Raw genomic sequence first — 12,869 nt, forward strand, 5'->3', positions numbered from 1 at the left:
TTCCGGCAGGATGTCTATTTCCTTGGTGATCTGCGCCCAGCGGGCATGCTCCCGCTTGAGGAATTCGCCCGTCTGCGCCGGGCTGTAGCCCGGCGCGGCAATGGGGCCGATGGCCGCGATGCGCCCCGCCACTTCCTCGTCCGCCAGCAAGGCGTTGATGTCGCGGTTGACCCGGTCGATCGCGGCGGCGGGGGTTCCGGCGGGCGCGACGATGGCGAACCAGCCCACCATGTCGAAGTCCCGCAATAGTTCCGACAGCGCGGGCACCTGCGGCCAGTCGGGCAGTCGCTTCTCCGAGGTCACCGCCAGCAGCCGCAGGCGGCCCTGCTTGGCCAGTTGCGCGGTCGAGGCCACGTCGGCCACGATCGCGTCCACGTGCTCGCCCATCAGGTTCTGCGCCGATACGCCGACCGACACGTAGGGAACCAGGTTGGCCTGCGCGCCGGATCGGGCGTTGAACAGGCGGGCGATCATGCCGCCGAAAGTGCGCGGGCCTTCGTTGCCAAGCGTGAACGTGCCGGGCGCTGCCTTGGACTTGGCGATGAGTTCCTCCACGGTCCGCACCGGCGAGTCGGCCTTGACCAGGATGCCGAATGGACTGCGGGCGACGAAGGCCACCGGCACGAAGTCCTTGGCCGGGTCGTAGGGTAGCTGCTTGAACAGGAAGGTATTGGTGACCAGCGCCGCCGTGGTCGCGAAATAGAAGTTGTAGCCGTCGGCGGGCGAACGCGCCGCGGCCTGGGCGCCCACCGTATTCTGGCCGCCCGGCTTGTTCTCGATCACCACTGCCTGGCCCCAGCGCGGGTAGAGCCGCTCGGACAACAGGCGGGCGATGTTGTCGGGCCCGGAGCCTGGCGGCTGCGACAGCAGCAGCCGTACCGGCTTGTCCGGCCAGGCCTGCGCCAGCGCCGCGGGCAAGGGCGCGAAGCCGGAAACGGCGGCTGCCACGGCCGCGATGGTCTGGATGGCGTGTCTTCGGTTCATCGTTGTCTCCTCTCGGTATGGTGGTCAATACAGCGCGGTGCGCAGTTCGTCGAGCAAGGCGTCCAATTCCCGCGCATCGGCGGCGACGCCATAGACATAGCGGTCGGGGCGCACCAGGGCGGCGACGCACGCATTGCGCTCGAACCATGCGGCGCATACGCCTTCCGTCTCGGCCAGGACGCGGCCGAAGTGCAGCGTCGCCACGCCCCATTGCGCAGGAAGGACCGGCGCGGTGCCTGGATAGGCCGGGGCCAGCGCCAGCCACCAGCCGTCGCCGGCGAAGTGGTCCAGGCGGACTGCCGCATCGGCCTGCCGCACCCACGGTTGCGGGAAGAGCGTGCCGCGAGCGGGCGCGGGACGGCGCGACAACAGCCCTTGCTCCAAGGGGGGGATGACTTCCTGGCGGGGTACGTCGCGCACGATGCCGCCGCATTCATCGAGCAGGCGCGTGTCCCGCGCGCGGGCGCGGGCTTCGTCGCGTTCGCAGATCACCGCGCCGATGGCCTTGATGCGCTCGGTCAGGTTGCGGACGTGCTGCTTGCGCTCCACGCCGTAGCTGTCGAGCAGCGCCTCGGCCCGGTCGCCCGCCACCGTCCGCCGCAGCACCGCGGCGAGTTTCCAGCTCAGGTTGGCGACGTCGCGTATGCCCTGGCACATGCCCTGGCCCAGGAAGGGCGGCTGCTGGTGGGCAGCGTCGCCGGCAATGAACACGCGCCCCTTGCGCCATTCGTCCGCCACCAGGGCATGGAAACGGTAGCTGGCCTGGCGCCATAGCTGGCCGTCGTCCGGACCGAGCCAGCGCGCCAGCAGTTTCCACGTTTCCTCGGGACGCGTGACGGCCTGAGGGTCCTCGCCCGGCTTGAGCGATATCTCCCACCGGCGATGATTGCCGGGACCGATGACCAGCGTGCATGGCCGATCCGGCTCACAGTACTGCACGCTGGTCCGGGGCAGTTTGGCGAGTCCGCGCTCATTGACCAGCACGTCCACCACCAGCCACGGTTCGTCGAACTCCAGGTCCTCCAGCGCGATGCCGACGAGGTCGCGCACGGTGCTGGAGGCGCCGTCGCAGCCGATCACGTAGCGGGCACGGATGCGGTCCCGGCGGCCGTCATCGTGCGCCAGTTCCAGCGTAACGCCGTCCGCATCCTGTTCCAGCGCGCATGCCGTCGCGCCCAGTTCCACGCGGGCGTTGGGCGATCGCTCCACATGAGCCCGCAGGATGCGCTCCACCGGAGGCTGGGTGAAGACATTGGATGGAACGTAGCCGAGCGGGTAGGGTGGCTCGACCATCGTCAGCCGCTTGATGAGGCGGCCATCCACGCCGTAGTACTCGGAGGGCGTGAACGGCTCGACATGTTCAGCGATGCGATCCACCAGCCCCAGTTGCTGGAAGACACGCATGATTTCGTGGTCGACCGCGATTGCGCGCGGTTTGTCGTAGACATCGCGTTGCCGGTCGCAGACGTGGACGCGGAACCCCTGGTTGGCCAGCAGCCCTGCGGCCACTGCGCCGGCAGGGCCGAAGCCTACGATGGCGACGTCGTACGCCATGGGATGGGTAGCCGAGGTCATGCGCAGTATCTCCGCATGGGTTCAGGATTCTCCATAAGGTGCTCCGAGGGATGGACGCATCGCCTACGGGAGCGTTTTTTCGGGACGAGACGGGCCGCGCCCGGCCTGCGGGCATCGGCAGATCGCGTGAATGGTCGGTTGTGGTCCGGTTGAGGCGGATCAGGCCGGCGGGGCCACGAAGAACACGTCGCTTTGCGCCGCTTTCAGGCGGGACGACGGGGGCGGCGATATGCCCCACTGGTCCACGCGGCCCGGCGGCCATGTCCAGTCTTCGGGCGCGCCGGCCACATAGCTGTCGTCGATCTGTTCCACTTCCGCCGTGTACTCGATCACCTCGCCGAAGGGGCCGATGAAATAGTTGAAGGCGTTGTCCCCCGGGCCGTGCCGGCCGGGCCCCCATTCGATGGCGTAGCCCGCGTCTTTCATCCGGCCGCCGCCGCGCATGACGGATTCCAGGTCCGGCATGACGAAGGCGATATGGTTCAGCGCATTGTTGTCCGTGTCGCCCAGCGCGATCGTGTGGTGGTCGGCGTTGCAGTTCAGGAAGGCCATGATGCGCGTGCGGTCGACCAGCCGGAAGTCCAGCGCCTGCTCGAAGAAGCGCTGCGTGGCGGCGACGTCGTCGCTGTTGAGCACGACGTGCGCGAGCCTGACGGGGCGGTCGGCGACCTCGCGGGCGTCGGCATGCCGGGCGTCGCCGGCCACCACCTGGATCCGCCGCCCGTCGCGATCGCGTATCAATAGACCTTGTCCGCCGGCGGGGTCCGCCACCGCGCCGACGGGGATCTCTACCGTCCCGCCCGCGTCGATGCACGCGCGCGCGATGGTGTGGAGCGCCTCCTCGCTCCGGGCGCGCAGCGTCACATGACGAATGGCGGTGCGCGGCCCGCGATGCAGCGCCAGCAGATGATGATCGGCACCGGTGCCGCGGAAATAGAGCGAGTCTCCTTCGCGCGCGGCCACGTCCAGGTGCCAGGTTTCGGTATAGAAATGTTCCGCCTTTGCCAGGTCGGGAACCTCCAGGGCCACGCTGCGAAGTCCCTGTATGGTGGAAGATGCCATGGTGTCGTGTTCCGTCGTCCGCGCCAGCCGTCAGCCCGCTTGCAGGCCGGTCTCGGTCACGCCGGCGATGCAGATTTCCTCGTCCTCGTCGCCCGTGCCGCCGCTCGCGCCGACGGCTCCGAGCACGGCGCAGGCGGCGTCCTTGATCAGCACCGCGCCTGTCTGGGGAAGAAAGCGGCCCTGGGCGGTGGCGGCCAGCGTGACGAAGAAATTCGGGTTGTCCTTGGCGCGTTGCGCCAGCGTCCGGCTCGAGGCATCCATGCCCACCGCGGCCCAGGCCTTGCCGGTGGCGATGTCTACCCGGAACATGCTGGCGCCGTCCTGGCGTTGCGCGGCCTTCAAGTGCCCGGCCGCGTCGAGCACGACCACCGCCATGGGCTTGTAGCCTTTCTGGGCGGAGCGGCGCAGCGCCGCGGCGATGATGGCGTTCGCCTGTTCCAGGGTGAGGCCGGTCATGTGTGTCTCCGTTCGAGTGTCAAGCAATATCCACGGAGGCAGTCTAAGCGCCGGTGGATTATCTTTCCAGACGATTCGGCGAATAGTTAAAATCCATCCCATGGATATTCGCCATATCGACCTCAACTTGTTGCGCGTGTTCGATGCGATGCTGGAGCACCGCAGCGTGTCGCGCGCGGCCGAGGCCATCGGCCTGAGCCAGCCGGCAATGAGCGCGGCCGTGGCGCGCCTGCGCACGCTGTTCGGCGACGCCTTGTTCGTGCGCACCGGCTCGCAGATGCAGCCGACCCCGCGGGCCGTCTCGCTCGCGCCTGCGGTGCGGCGCGTAATGGATACCATCAAGGGCGAAATCCTCCAGGCGCACACATTCGATCCGGCATCCAGCGAGCGCACCTTCACGCTGATCACTCCCGACATCGGCGAGATCAATTTCGTCCCCAAGCTGCTGGCGCGGTTCGTCCAGGCCGGACCGGGCCTGAACCTGCGCACGCTCGCCATGCCGCGCCATGCGGCCGCCGAAGCGCTGGAGTCAGGCGAGGCGGAACTGGCGATCGGCTATTTTCCCGACCTGCACAAGGCGGGCATGTTTCAGCAACTGCTGTTTCGCAATACCTTCGTCTGCATCGTCCGCAGCGGCCATCCCGAGGTGGGGGACGTCCTCACGCTCAAGCAGTACCTCGCCTTGCCGCATGCCGCCGTCCGGCCGGGGCGGGAGCATCTGTTCGAAGAGTTCCTCCAGCGCAAGGGCTTGAGGCGGCGCGTGCTGCTCGAAACGTCCCACTTCACGAGCCTGCTGCCCATTATCGAAAGCTCCGACCTCATCGCCACCGTTCCGCGCGACATGGCCAACGTGTGCGTGCAGCATGCCGACATCAGGATGGTGGACGTGCCGCTCAAGGCGCCCACCATCGAGGTCCACCAGTTCTGGCCGCGCCGCTTCCACAGGGATGCCGGCAACATGTGGCTGCGCGGGCTGGTGCACGAGCTCTTCCGGGCCTGATCCGTCGATACACGCCCGGCTGCCCATCGCCGGCGGATCGGATGCTCGAACTCTTCGGCGCCCGCATCGCTGTCCGGCGGCGGGAATGGTTCGATAATTACGATTTTCTTTTCAAGGAGAATTTCCTGTTTTTGACGATATCGACAATGATTCGCGTTGCCGGCTCGCTTCTTGCTGCACGTCCTCCCTGCGCGAAACACGAGGTCGATCATGCATGATTTGAGCGCTCTGCTTCTCGACGCGGCGGATGCCCTCGAGCAATACGCCGGCGGGTTGTCCGCTCTGGAACCCGCGGGACAGCAGACCCGGCACTGGGACGACGGATGGGCATCCAGGCCCTCCAGCCGGGACCTGGTGCGGCGGCTGCGCGTCGCCTCCTCGGAATTGTCGCGCCACGCCGGAGCGCTGGATCTTGCCGTCCGCCTGGCTCCGCGTAACGCGACCTTGGAGGAGGTCGGGCAAGCGGTTGCCATGCTCGAGTCGGGCATCTGGGAGCCGCGTTCCTGGCGGTCGCCGTTGAGCAAGCGCCTGGCGGCGGCCGTGTCCGAGCTGGTCCTCGACGCCGAACGCTATCGCTGGCTCAGGAGCCAGAACGGCCGGGGCCGGGGAGCGCCAATCGTGGTGCGGCGCTACGAATACATGTTTGGAAGATATAGCGATATCCAGGATCTGGATGCCGCCATCGATACCGCCCGGTCGGGCCCTGTGCTGCACCGCACGGGGCGCCGCGTCTGAGGCGGCCGTGCCGCCGCGCTCGGCTAGGGTTGCCCGCCGCCGGCATTCGGATCGTCCTCCGCGCGGGACTTCCTGCCGTGGCCCAGTTGCCGATGATATTCCTCGTCCGTGTGGTCGCGGTCGGTCTTGTGCATGTCCGGTTCGCGGCGCGGGGCCGCGGGCGTGGGCGTCGAACTGTTCGTGTCCTCGAGCTTGTCGTCGATCGGTTGGCCAGGGGAACGGGAAGGTGAGTTGGCTGCCATGGTCGTCTCCAGAGACGACCGACGCAGCAAGTCGCATGCCGCATTCCCCTACGGGGAGGACGGAACCCTCGCCCGGATCAGGCCGCCACGATCATCTTCCTGAACCGCACGCGATGTTGGCCCGGGCCCGCATGGTGCAGTTGGACCGGCACTCCGTCCACCTGTCCCGTGCCCGGCTCCAGCTCGAATCCCATCTTGCGGTGGAAAGCGATCGACCCGCTATTGGCCGGCGACGTGATGCTGTGCGCTTCCTCGCAGCCCAGCGCACGGACGACATCGAAGAAGTGCTCATACAGCATGCGCCCGAGGCCGCCGCCTCGGCGAGCGGGATCCACCCCGACGAAATGGATGTAGGCGATGCGGGAATCGGTCTGGGAGACGAAGTCGATCAGAAACGCCTCTATCGCGTCCGAGGCGCCGATGGCAAAGCTCGTACGCCGGAAATGCTCTAAGAAGAGCCGCGGCAGCAGTGCCTGCATGGGGCGGCCACCCCACCAGTGGTCGACGCGGGCGATGACGGGCTCGTAGTCGGAAGGGGAGAGCGGGCGCGGAGTCGGCATGAGCGAGAGGATCCTGTCGGGAGCGGGCCGATACCCGCGAGGCCCGGGTTTTAGCAGGATAAACGATAGCAAACAGCTGTCTCCGGCGCTTGGCCGCGCCCCATACGATAGTGTTTTCGGCGAGGTACCCATGGATGCTCAATCATTGGAATTTCCGGTGGGGCCGCTACGCGGGCGGATGCTGAAGAACATCAGATCGTACGCGTTCGTTTCGATTTCGGTATTGTCGCGCGTGCTGGACCGGCGGGAGGAGGCGCGCATGGCGGAGTGGCTGCGCAAGGAGCTCATCCGCGGCGACCAATGCGCGCGGGACTTCTTCATTCACAAGAGCGCGGAACGGGAGTGGCGGCAGACGCTGTCCATGGCATGCGCCGCACTGGGATACGAGCAAGGCGGCATGTCGGCCAGCGCGGAACTCGACGGCATCCTGCTACGCGCGAGCCTCTGAAACCCGGGCACCTTGGCGGCCCGGGCAAAAAAACTCCCCGGCACCTTGCGATGCCGGGGAGCTGTCTTGCGTCTGGGTATCAGCCCGCGTTCAGGCGACGACCCGGATCTTCGTGGCCTGCGGGCCTTTGAGACCATTGGCGGCCACGAACGTGACGCGTTGGTTTTCCATCAGCGTCTTGCGTCCGCTGCCTTGGATCTCGGAGAAATGGGCGAACAAATCCTTGCCGCCGCTCTCGGGCATGATGAAGCCGAAGCCTTTTTCATCGTTGAACCATTTGACGATTCCTGTCTGTTCCATGTGTGTCCTAGTCAATTAAGGGGTGTGGCGTGCCGTGGCGTGCCGGTTTACTGAAAGTCCTGCCCGGCAGCCGGTATGCAGGCATGCCGCTGCGATTGGACCCGATGAACGTCCCGCTTGCGAAACCGCAGGCGTAGACGATGAGCGGACGTAGTGCCCGGAGCGGGTACCAAAGCGTCAGCGGTATAGGTAATGCAACCGAAGAGGGTCGCTGCGAATATCACGGTGCTGGCGACGAGCGGACCGTGCTTGGGTTGGAGATATACGACGTCGCCAACCTCGATGGCCTCGCCGTGCACGGGTTGATGCGCAGGGGGAGGGATGAGTTGGTCTGGGAAAATTTCTATCAAAAGCGTCCAACGAGACTGGGTACCGGAACGACGGACCTAGTCTCTTAGTCTGGCGCGCCGAAGCGGCGCGCTGGGTAACGAAACTCGGTTAAGAGGGGAAAGAGTACAAGAGGGATCGGGCTAGGCCGACCGTAACTTGTTGCCGCCATGTTCGTTGTGGTTCTTGCGGCAAAGATCGATTAGCCATTGTCACCCGCTGCGATGGGAAAGTCAACCGACTTTTGCACTGTCGATGAAAACGGACGCTGGCCTCGGGCTGGTGCCTCGGAAGTTCGTGCGCGCCCGCCCGGCCCTCATTCTTCCGGCCGGGCCGGGCCGCTGGGATGGAGGGAGGTCCTATCGAAGATGCGCGCGACTTCGAACTCGATTTCGGCGGCGCGCCGGGTGTCTTGGAGCAGGGACGTGTAGCGATGCATTTCGTGTTCGACGGCTTCGCGGAATTCATCGTCAGCCATGCGTTCCCGCGCCAGCACGCGGGCCGCGATGGTGAGCCCGTCGAGCCGGTTGCGTTGCGCCCGCAGCAACTTTGCGAGTTCGACGATGGCTTCTTCCTGGTTCATGATCCTCTCCCTGTCGCGGGACGGTAGGCCCGTACGAACCCTCTATTGTAAGCGGTCGAACCGTCGCCCCCGTGGGCGCAAGGCCGCTGCCGGCACGGCGCACATGCGGTTGCCGCGGCCGTGCACCGTGGACGGGTCACATCAAGATAATGTCGTATTGCTCCTGGCTGTATATCCCCTCCACCTGCAGCGAAATGGGCTTGCCGATGAAGTCTCCCAGCGCGGCCAGGTTCTGGCTCTCTTCTTCCAGGAACATGTCCACGACCGCTTGCGAGGCCAAAACGCGGAACTCTTTTGGGTTGAATTGGCGCGCTTCGCGCAGAATTTCCCGCAGGATCTCGTAACACAGCGTGCGCGGCGTCTTGACCTGGCCGCGCCCCTGGCAAGTGGGGCAGGGCTCGCATAACACGTGGCTGAGCGATTCGCGGGTGCGCTTGCGCGTCATCTCGACCAGGCCGAGCTGCGTGAAGCCGTTGAGCGTGATGCGCGTGCGATCCCTGGCCAGGGCTTTGCGCAATTCCGCCAGCACCGCTTCCCGGTGCTCCGGGTTTTCCATGTCGATGAAGTCCAGGATGATGATGCCGCCGAGATTGCGCAGGCGAAGTTGGCGTGCAATGGCCTGGGCCGCTTCGAGGTTGGTCTTGAAAATGGTGTCGTCGAAGTTGCGTCCGCCGACGAAGCCGCCGGTGTTGACGTCGATGGTGGTGAGCGCTTCGGTCTGGTCGATGATGAGATAGCCGCCGGACTTGAGGTCCACGCGTCGCGACAGTGCCCGGTTGATTTCCTCGTCGACGTTATAGAGGTCGAACAGCGGTCGCTCCCCGGTGTAGTGCACGAGCTTGTCGACGACCGAAGGCGTAAACTCGCTCGCCCAGGTTTTTAGCTTATTGAAGCTGCTGCGCGAATCGATCTGGATGGAAGCCGTGTCGGTGCTGACGACGTCGCGCAATACCCTTTGCGCCAGGTTCAGGTCTTCGTGCAGCAGGCGCGGTGCGCCTTTGGTGCGCGCTTCTTGCTGCATGATGGACCAGAGCTTGCTGAGGTAGGCGATGTCGGCCGCGAGTTCTTCGTCGGTGGCGTCTTCGGCCTGGGTGCGGACGATGTAGCCCCCTTTCTCGTCCTTGGGCATCAGCCGCTGTACCCGATCGCGCAATTGGATGCGTTCGGCCTCCGACTCGATGCGCTGCGAAATGCCGATGTGCGGATCGAATGGCAGGTAGACCAGCATGCGTCCGGCCACGCTGATCTGGGTGGATAATCGCGCGCCCTTGGTGCCGATGGGGTCCTTGATGACCTGGACCATCAAGGTCTGCCCTTCGAACAGCAGTTTCTCGATGGGCGTGGTCGGGTGCCCTCCCTGGGCGCGTTCTTGGCGGCTTTCCCGTATGTCGGCGATGTGCAGGAAAGCGGCGCGCCCCAGGCCGATGTCGATGAAGGCGCTTTGCATGCCGGGGAGCACGCGCGCGACGCGGCCAAGATAGATGTTTCCGACGTAGCCTTTCTGGGAAGTGCGCTCGATGTGGAGTTCCTGGACCGCGCCCTGCTGGACGACTGCGACGCGGGTTTCATACGGGGAAACGTTGATCAGGATGTCTTCGGTCATGGAATCTGCCGGTGAGCTTGCGCGACTATCGGGGAGCTTACCGCGAGTCGCGAACCGGCGGCGAGCGGGGGAGTGCGGCCGGCTCGCCGGCGCGGATCAGGGAAGGAGGATGCCCGCCCTGGCGAGGAGGCGGGAGGTTTCGTACAGAGGCAGGCCCATCACGCCGGTGAAGCTCCCGCTGATGTGCTGTACGAATACGCCGCCCAGCCCCTGTATGCCGTAGGCGCCGGCTTTGTCGAAGGGTTCCCCGGTGTCGCAATAGCGTTCGATATCGCGCTGGGACAGGATGCGGAAGCGCACCTGGGTGATGGAGACGTCTTCGTACAGCTGCCCGCGGCATACCATGGCGACCGCGGTGTGGACGGCGTGTTCGGTGCCGGAGAGCTTTTGCAGGATGCGCACGGCATCGGCCCGGTCCACCGGTTTGCCCAGGACTTCTCCGTCTAGGATGACAGTCGTGTCGGCGGCCAGAAGAGGCCGTTCTTCCAGCTGGCGCAGGCGCATGGTTTCGGCGCCCAGCAGCGCCTTTTCGCGCGCGGTGCGCCGGACATAGTCGGCAGCCGGCTCGCCGGGCAGCTGGGGTTCGTCCGGGCCTGCGGCCGGGGGCGGCAACAGTACTTCGTGTTCGATGCCCAATTGCGTCAGCAATTCTCGGCGCCTTGGGCTGCGCGAGGCGAGGTAGATGGCCGTCATGTCGTCGTCTGTGCAGGGCGGGCACGCAAGGCCCGCGGATGGTCGGGTCAACCTCCCCTATGGTAGGGGTGATTGGCAAGAATGGACCAGCTTCGGTAAAGCTGTTCTGCAAGCAGCACACGCACCATGCCGTGGGGCAGGGTCATGCTGGACAGGCGCAGCATGCTGGTGCAACGCCGCTTGAGGTCGGGGTCGAGCCCGTCCGGCCCGCCGATGATGAGCGCCACGTCGCGTCCATCGTTGCGCCATTGCTGCATTTGCCGAGACAGGTCCAGGGTGGTGAGGTCGCGTCCCCGCTCGTCGAGCGCGATCCAAAGCCCTGAGGCGGGAAGGGCGGCTTCGATCCGCTTGGCCTCCAGGGCCTGCATCTGGGCAGGCGTCTTGCCCGTAGTGCGCGGCTCGGGGCGGATTTCGCGCAGTTCGACGGGGCAGTCGGGGGGCATGCGCTTGGCATAGTCGGTGAAGGCTTCGTCCACCCAGGCTGGCATGCGGTGGCCGACGGCGATGATGATCAGTTTCATGAGCGCGGTTCGCTGTGGCAGTCCGTGCGGCAGGCGCCGCTCCCGGGGAGCTAGCGCGCGGAGGAGGCGTTCAGTTTCATCCGCACCGGTTTCCCGCCCCAGACTTCTTCAAGGTTGTAGTACTCGCGGATAGCGGGTTGCATGATGTGGACCACGATGTCGCCGAGGTCCACGAGCACCCATTCGCCGGTTTCCTCGCCTTCGGTCGCGACGACCTCGCCGCCGATGGCCTTGACCTTTTCGACGACGCTGGATGCAAGGGCCCGCGTCTGCCGGTTGGAGGTGCCGCTGGCGATGACCACGCGGTCGAAGAGGCTGGTCAAGTGGGTGGTGTTGAGCACCGTGATGTTTTGCGCCTTGACGTCTTCGAGAGCGTCGACTACGGCGCGTTGCAGTTTGCGTATGTCCATATTCAGGCCTGATACAGGCGATGCTGGCGGATGTAGCGTAGCACCGCGGGGGAAACGAGACCGTCGACGGGTTCGCCGCGTGAGAGCCGATCCCGGATGGCGGAGCTGGATATCGCCATCTCGGGCATCGGAAGCCTGTGTAGCGTGCGTTCCAGTCGAGCCAGCGCATCGCGCAGCGGTGGAGGGGGGGCCGGCCGGGTGCCCGGGCGGGCTGCCACCGCGAGTTCAGCCAGCGCGACGATATCCTGCCAGTCTTTCCAAGTGCAGAAGTTCGCCAACTGGTCGGCCCCGAGAATCCAGACGTACCGCGACGCTCCAGCAAGCGACGTGCCCGTGGGGCCCGCGAGCGCACGCAGCGTGTCGATGGTATAGCTGGGGCCGCCGCGGTCGATTTCCATGCGGTTCAGGACGAGATTCGGTTCCCCGGCGATTGCCAACGCCACCATCTCGGCGCGCTGTTCCGCCGTGGCGGTGAGCGGCCGTCGCTGCCAGGGCTCGGCCGCAGGAATGAAATGGACCGACTCCAGCCCCAGGTGGTCGCGCGCGGTACGCGCCAAGGCCACGTGGGCCTCGTGGATGGGATCGAAGCTTCCCCCGAGCAATCCGATGCGTTGGACGACAGGCGAATTCAAACCCACTCTCGCGGCGACAGCATTTCGTAGAGGCGCGCCTCTGGCGAGCCGGGCTCAGGATGCCAGTCGTAGCGCCATTGCGCGTGCGGCGGCATCGACATCAGGATGGATTCCGTCCTACCTCCCGATTGCAGCCCGAACAGGGTGCCGCGATCGAATACCAGGTTGAATTCGACGTAGCGGCCGCGGCGGTATGCCTGGAAATCGCGCTCCCGCTCGCCGTACGGCAAGTCGACGCGACGCTGGACGATGGGCAGGTAGGCGTCGAGGAAGTGATCGCCGACTGAGCGCGTCATGGCGAACGCATGCTCGAATCCACCTTCGTTGAAGTCGTCGAAGAAGATGCCGCCGATGCCGCGGGCCTCTTTGCGGTGCTTGAGATAGAAATATTCGTCGCACCATTTCTTGAAGCGCGGGTAGAGCTCCGGGCCGCTCGGGTCCAACGCTGCCTTGCAGGTGCGATGGAAATGGACCGCGTCTTCCTCGAACGGGTAATACGGGGTCAGGTCCATGCCTCCGCCGAACCAGAAGACGTCATCGGCATCGGACACGTGGACCGATTTTGCGACGAACACCCGTACGTTCATGTGCACGGTGGGCACGTAGGGGTTGCGCGGATGTAGCACGAGCGAAACGCCCATGGCTTCCCAGGGGCGGCCAGCCAGTTCGGGGCGATGGGCACTCGCCGAGGGCGGGAGGGCCGAGCCGTTGACGTGGCTGAACAGCACTCCGCCGCGT

General features: G+C 65.7%; 18 protein-coding genes. 4 read left to right on the forward strand and 14 right to left on the reverse strand.

What is annotated here, in order from left to right; genetic code table 11:
* The 4 genes from IRZ12_RS10150 to IRZ12_RS10165 all read right to left on the reverse strand — a co-directional run.
* Positions 1–984, reverse strand: a 984-nt coding sequence (locus IRZ12_RS10150; protein WP_296467988.1) for a tripartite tricarboxylate transporter substrate binding protein, incomplete at its 3' end; no start/stop codon positions are given.
* A gap of 24 nt (positions 985–1,008) precedes the next feature.
* Positions 1,009–2,559 carry a bifunctional 3-(3-hydroxy-phenyl)propionate/3-hydroxycinnamic acid hydroxylase gene (locus tag IRZ12_RS10155; protein ID WP_296467990.1) on the reverse strand — a complete coding sequence of 517 codons (1,551 nt, stop codon included), beginning with the start codon at positions 2,557–2,559 and terminating at the stop codon, positions 1,009–1,011.
* Between the two features lie 159 nt (positions 2,560–2,718).
* Positions 2,719–3,621, reverse strand: coding sequence for a VOC family protein (locus IRZ12_RS10160; RefSeq protein ID WP_296467992.1), 903 nt, complete (start codon positions 3,619–3,621; stop codon positions 2,719–2,721).
* 30 nt (positions 3,622–3,651) lie between these two features.
* Entirely contained in the window at positions 3,652–4,077 is a 426-nt protein-coding gene (locus tag IRZ12_RS10165) for a heme-binding protein (protein ID WP_296467994.1), read from the reverse strand.
* Between the two features lie 100 nt (positions 4,078–4,177).
* Between IRZ12_RS10165 and IRZ12_RS10170 the strand changes: the two genes are divergently transcribed.
* From IRZ12_RS10170 to IRZ12_RS10180, 3 genes are read left to right on the forward strand one after another with little or no spacing between them, the layout of a single operon-like run.
* A complete protein-coding gene (locus tag IRZ12_RS10170) occupies positions 4,178–5,077 on the forward strand; it encodes a LysR family transcriptional regulator (RefSeq protein WP_087778648.1) in 900 nt (299 codons plus the stop codon).
* 41 nt (positions 5,078–5,118) lie between these two features.
* Positions 5,119–5,295 (forward strand): hypothetical protein, encoded by a 177-nt coding sequence (locus IRZ12_RS10175; protein WP_158213190.1) that lies wholly within the window; start codon positions 5,119–5,121, stop codon positions 5,293–5,295.
* A complete protein-coding gene (locus tag IRZ12_RS10180; RefSeq protein WP_296467998.1) occupies positions 5,288–5,812 on the forward strand; it encodes a hypothetical protein in 525 nt (174 codons plus the stop codon). Before IRZ12_RS10175 ends, IRZ12_RS10180 begins: the two co-directional genes overlap by 8 nt.
* 23 nt (positions 5,813–5,835) lie before the next feature.
* On the opposite strand, the gene IRZ12_RS10185 is transcribed toward IRZ12_RS10180, so the two are convergent.
* Positions 5,836–6,054, reverse strand: coding sequence for a hypothetical protein (locus IRZ12_RS10185; RefSeq protein WP_087778644.1), 219 nt, complete (start codon positions 6,052–6,054; stop codon positions 5,836–5,838).
* Positions 6,055–6,131: 77 nt separating this feature from the next.
* Positions 6,132–6,614, reverse strand: a complete 483-nt coding sequence (locus tag IRZ12_RS10190; protein ID WP_296468001.1) for a GNAT family N-acetyltransferase — start codon at positions 6,612–6,614, stop codon at positions 6,132–6,134.
* 130 nt (positions 6,615–6,744) lie between these two features.
* On the opposite strand from IRZ12_RS10190, the gene IRZ12_RS10195 reads away from it, so the two are divergent.
* Positions 6,745–7,062 carry a hypothetical protein gene (locus IRZ12_RS10195; RefSeq protein ID WP_296468003.1) on the forward strand — a complete coding sequence of 106 codons (318 nt, stop codon included), beginning with the start codon at positions 6,745–6,747 and terminating at the stop codon, positions 7,060–7,062.
* 90 nt (positions 7,063–7,152) lie between these two features.
* Here IRZ12_RS10195 and IRZ12_RS10200 read toward each other — a convergent pair whose 3' ends face one another.
* From IRZ12_RS10200 to hemF, 8 genes are all read right to left on the reverse strand, one after another.
* Positions 7,153–7,362 carry a cold-shock protein gene (locus IRZ12_RS10200; RefSeq protein WP_296468005.1) on the reverse strand — a complete coding sequence of 70 codons (210 nt, stop codon included), beginning with the start codon at positions 7,360–7,362 and terminating at the stop codon, positions 7,153–7,155.
* Positions 7,363–8,005: 643 nt separating this feature from the next.
* Positions 8,006–8,272, reverse strand: coding sequence for a hypothetical protein (locus tag IRZ12_RS10205; RefSeq protein ID WP_296468007.1), 267 nt, complete (start codon positions 8,270–8,272; stop codon positions 8,006–8,008).
* A 136-nt stretch (positions 8,273–8,408) separates the two neighbouring features.
* Positions 8,409–9,875: a ribonuclease G gene (gene rng, locus IRZ12_RS10210; protein WP_296468009.1), complete on the reverse strand. Its 1,467-nt coding sequence runs from the start codon at positions 9,873–9,875 to the stop codon at positions 8,409–8,411.
* 96 nt (positions 9,876–9,971) lie between these two features.
* A complete protein-coding gene (locus IRZ12_RS10215; protein WP_296468011.1) occupies positions 9,972–10,568 on the reverse strand; it encodes a nucleoside triphosphate pyrophosphatase in 597 nt (198 codons plus the stop codon).
* Between the two features lie 47 nt (positions 10,569–10,615).
* On the reverse strand, positions 10,616–11,089 hold the full coding sequence (rlmH, locus tag IRZ12_RS10220) for a 23S rRNA (pseudouridine(1915)-N(3))-methyltransferase RlmH (RefSeq protein WP_296468013.1): 474 nt from the start codon (positions 11,087–11,089) through the stop codon (positions 10,616–10,618).
* Between the two features lie 50 nt (positions 11,090–11,139).
* The gene (gene rsfS / locus IRZ12_RS10225) at positions 11,140–11,499 is read right to left on the reverse strand and encodes a ribosome silencing factor (RefSeq protein WP_296468015.1); all 360 of its coding nucleotides are present in this window, start codon (positions 11,497–11,499) and stop codon (positions 11,140–11,142) included.
* 2 nt (positions 11,500–11,501) lie between these two features.
* Entirely contained in the window at positions 11,502–12,131 is a 630-nt protein-coding gene (gene nadD, locus IRZ12_RS10230; protein ID WP_296468017.1) for a nicotinate-nucleotide adenylyltransferase, read from the reverse strand.
* Positions 12,128–12,869 (reverse strand): oxygen-dependent coproporphyrinogen oxidase (gene hemF / locus IRZ12_RS10235; protein ID WP_296468018.1); only part of this gene is annotated, 742 nt, incomplete at its 5' end. The genes nadD and hemF, both read right to left, overlap by 4 nt.

The sequence above is a fragment of the Pigmentiphaga sp. genome (genome assembly GCF_019689535.1).
Lineage (GTDB): Bacteria > Pseudomonadota > Gammaproteobacteria > Burkholderiales > Burkholderiaceae_B > Pigmentiphaga.

What these genes read in the sequence shown, in the direction of transcription:
- rlmH (WP_296468013.1), bottom strand. Translation starts at nt 11,089, where the DNA reads ATGAAACTGATCATCATCGCCGTCGGCCACCGCATGCCAGCCTGGGTG.
- IRZ12_RS10215 (WP_296468011.1), bottom strand. Translation starts at nt 10,568, where the DNA reads ATGACGGCCATCTACCTCGCCTCGCGCAGCCCAAGGCGCCGAGAATTG.
- IRZ12_RS10160 (WP_296467992.1), bottom strand. Translation starts at nt 3,621, where the DNA reads ATGGCATCTTCCACCATACAGGGACTTCGCAGCGTGGCCCTGGAGGTT.
- IRZ12_RS10190 (WP_296468001.1), bottom strand. Translation starts at nt 6,614, where the DNA reads ATGCCGACTCCGCGCCCGCTCTCCCCTTCCGACTACGAGCCCGTCATC.
- rsfS (WP_296468015.1), bottom strand. Translation starts at nt 11,499, where the DNA reads ATGGACATACGCAAACTGCAACGCGCCGTAGTCGACGCTCTCGAAGAC.
- IRZ12_RS10200 (WP_296468005.1), bottom strand. Translation starts at nt 7,362, where the DNA reads ATGGAACAGACAGGAATCGTCAAATGGTTCAACGATGAAAAAGGCTTC.
- IRZ12_RS10180 (WP_296467998.1), top strand. Translation starts at nt 5,288, where the DNA reads ATGCATGATTTGAGCGCTCTGCTTCTCGACGCGGCGGATGCCCTCGAG.
- IRZ12_RS10185 (WP_087778644.1), bottom strand. Translation starts at nt 6,054, where the DNA reads ATGGCAGCCAACTCACCTTCCCGTTCCCCTGGCCAACCGATCGACGAC.
- IRZ12_RS10170 (WP_087778648.1), top strand. Translation starts at nt 4,178, where the DNA reads ATGGATATTCGCCATATCGACCTCAACTTGTTGCGCGTGTTCGATGCG.
- IRZ12_RS10195 (WP_296468003.1), top strand. Translation starts at nt 6,745, where the DNA reads ATGGATGCTCAATCATTGGAATTTCCGGTGGGGCCGCTACGCGGGCGG.
- IRZ12_RS10205 (WP_296468007.1), bottom strand. Translation starts at nt 8,272, where the DNA reads ATGAACCAGGAAGAAGCCATCGTCGAACTCGCAAAGTTGCTGCGGGCG.
- rng (WP_296468009.1), bottom strand. Translation starts at nt 9,875, where the DNA reads ATGACCGAAGACATCCTGATCAACGTTTCCCCGTATGAAACCCGCGTC.
- IRZ12_RS10175 (WP_158213190.1), top strand. Translation starts at nt 5,119, where the DNA reads ATGCTCGAACTCTTCGGCGCCCGCATCGCTGTCCGGCGGCGGGAATGG.
- IRZ12_RS10165 (WP_296467994.1), bottom strand. Translation starts at nt 4,077, where the DNA reads ATGACCGGCCTCACCCTGGAACAGGCGAACGCCATCATCGCCGCGGCG.
- IRZ12_RS10155 (WP_296467990.1), bottom strand. Translation starts at nt 2,559, where the DNA reads ATGACCTCGGCTACCCATCCCATGGCGTACGACGTCGCCATCGTAGGC.